This window comes from Aliivibrio sp. 1S128 (assembly GCF_001691065.1).
Taxonomy (GTDB): domain Bacteria; phylum Pseudomonadota; class Gammaproteobacteria; order Enterobacterales; family Vibrionaceae; genus Aliivibrio.
Window position 1 is genome coordinate 1 of sequence record NZ_MAJV01000120.1, and the last position, 2626, is coordinate 2626.

General features: G+C 34.3%; 3 protein-coding genes. All 3 read right to left on the reverse strand.

Annotated features, from left to right (window positions below):
* Positions 1-361: 361 nt before the first annotated feature.
* The 3 genes from A6E03_RS16490 to A6E03_RS16500 all read right to left on the reverse strand — a co-directional run bounded on the left by A6E03_RS16490 (position 362) and on the right by A6E03_RS16500 (position 2522).
* Positions 362-868 (reverse strand): hypothetical protein, encoded by a 507-nt coding sequence (locus tag A6E03_RS16490; protein WP_141677297.1) that lies wholly within the window; start codon positions 866-868, stop codon positions 362-364.
* A gap of 53 nt (positions 869-921) precedes the next feature.
* Positions 922-1059, reverse strand: a complete 138-nt coding sequence (locus A6E03_RS20125) for a YHYH domain-containing protein (protein ID WP_141677298.1) — start codon at positions 1057-1059, stop codon at positions 922-924.
* 419 nt (positions 1060-1478) lie between these two features.
* Complete coding sequence (locus A6E03_RS16500) at positions 1479-2522, reverse strand: hypothetical protein (RefSeq protein WP_065601312.1); 1044 nt, start codon at positions 2520-2522, stop codon at positions 1479-1481.
* Positions 2523-2626 lie beyond the last annotated feature (104 nt).

Below are 2626 nucleotides of genomic sequence, written 5' to 3' on the forward strand. Positions count from 1 at the left end.
AACTGCCCTGCCAAGATTTTTTAAGCCCTGATTCTAATTTACCGATAGCAATTAAGCGAACAAAATGTTCTTAAATTGCGAGATAAAGTGAATGGAAAACAAATACATTTTCAACGCCATTTGAACAACTTGGTTTCAGCTGATTTAGTACTGATAAATAAACCAAATATTCTAACCACAATAGGAATTTAAAATGCAGTGGTCAAAAATAAATATGAAGCATAATGAGGAAAAGAGAGTCATTCGCTTTATAAAATTGAATGACTCCGATGGAGATCATAATTACTAAATACAGCGAAAGCTGAATGTTCAAAGAATGAACAAATAAATTAGTAAATCATTTGTTAACTTAAACAAAGCCCTATTTTTTTACAAAAATAGCGATCCCTTTCACACGAGTATAACGGTCTCCAGAAGTAGCAACACCGAAGTTGTTCGAATCAGCATTTGAACTAATGTTTCTATACATAGTAACAGTACCGCTACGCTCTCTGATTTCAGTCAAAAGAACAGCATTAGCCCCAACTTTAGCGGCTTCTTTTTTCAATTGCTCCATAGCCTCATTAACTAGCGCACCATCACTCTTAAAATCATGTCCAGCACTAGCGGAAATCATTGCGATTTCTTCATAACTTGTAGGAGCTGTTCGATATAAACGAATATCATCAATATTTGTTTGTTGGCGAGTGTTACCAATAACAATTGATGAGCTATCAACTATAGTACATCCAGAAAGTAACAAAACTAGACTAAGTACCACACCCTGAATTTTATTAATCACATTTAATCCTATTGATTTTTTATTGTTAAGCTTAATTTTATAATTTACTACCAGACTTAAATTGCCGTATGAAACTGAAATAGCCAAGCGTAGTAAATCGTATTGATATGTTTGTTATGTGCTTACCACATGCCTAATTTCTATTTACGATTATGACAATGATACTCGCCTGTTTTATGGTTTGTGTGGCAACCATTTGAATCAGTACCGCCTGAATGAGCTATCGCTCCTGAAGGTAGGCCAAAACAAACTAGCATTATCAATACTAATTTTTTCATTTTATATTCCTAAATATACAACCATCATTATTAATGGCGGCGGAGTATGTAGTTTTCTATGAGAAGAAAACATGATGTAGATCATTGTTTTTTGATCTAGTATCTATATTTCATAATAATTAAAGATATTAATGAAATTAGTTGCGCATCAAATTTACACCTCATAAAATAAGATAATATTCGTCAAACAAAATAATCAAATTCGCAAGAATTAAAATAAAAATGCTAATTAAACTGGAACTACAAGCCCTTGATTTCAATGATGGCCTGTACAAATCTTTAAGATTAAGTACGCACAACGCCTGCATAACACGTTTGCTACTATGCAGATTAAGCTTAAATTTACCACTTAATACGGTAAACCCAAAGAAACCTAGAATGCCGAATGTAGCAAATCGTGTTGATGCGATTGTTATGTTTTATTGAACCCATTCAGGTGACATCGCTTTTAAAGCCATAGATACTCCCGCACATTCGTAAATTGGGTAATCCTCTCTAAGACGGGTAATATTAAAATATGCATATAACTTAAAACCTTTTACATCCTTTAAATATACCCCGTAACGCAATCCATCCGTAACAATAAGACGTTTACAATTTTCTTTTCCATTAGCATAAGTCTCAGCTTGAGAAAGTGCACTAAGACAAGAGTTACCTTTTTTCTTAGCTTCAACGACTACATCCAAGTTATCATCCTTACGAGGAAGGTTTTTAAATAGAGCTATATCTACATTATTCCACTCTATTGCCATTTTTTGTGGAGTCCAACCTAAAGCTCGAAGTAAAGGTACAGCTAAATAAGCAACTGTTTCAAATTCAGAGGGATTTTGATATTTTTGATACCATTTTGCAATTCGTATTAATTCATCAATCTCTTTTGTTAAGATATCTATTGATGTACTTGATACACCATAGTCAAATAATGACTCTGATACATCCTCAAAACAGACATTGTCTCCCCCCTCAGAAAGAGGTAGTTTATTTAATTCAGGCATATTTTGCGTGTCTAGATTTAATGAATCAATCCATTTAATAACATGCTCAGATGTAAGTTCTTGAGTTGTATCGCCTTGCTTTAAAGCATAGGTTTCAAATTTTTTAGGACTATCCTGATATTTCCATAACCACTTAACTCGGCGTATATGCTGTAAATCCCAGCCATCAACATCTCCAAATTCATCATTCCATTCATACTTACCAACGATAACACCTACACCTAAAACCAAAGACGTTCCTAATCTTAAGGCTACAATATCGCCATCTTGCATATCTACACAAAAACGCTTTAATCCGGTAACCTTCCTTGATGACCAACCGCGCTTCCTTAGTTTTTCTGCACAATCAGGCCAAGCACCTAAATAACCTGGTCCATTCAATATTACATCCCACTTTAAGCATACGTCAGCATAGTTTCGGTCACTATCTCCTGCCGCATGTTGCCAATACATCTTTTCCTTTGTCATCAAACCACCTAAATCATTCCAAATTTAAAACATAACGCCTGCATAACACGTTTACTACTATGCAATTATACTAAAAATTGACGCCTTAAAACGAGAAACACCCG

Excerpts from the sequence above, each read along its gene's own strand:
- A6E03_RS16500 (WP_065601312.1), bottom strand. The coding sequence starts at position 2,522 with ATGACAAAGGAAAAGATGTATTGGCAACATGCGGCAGGAGATAGTGAC.
- A6E03_RS20125 (WP_141677298.1), bottom strand. The coding sequence starts at position 1,059 with ATGAAAAAATTAGTATTGATAATGCTAGTTTGTTTTGGCCTACCTTCA.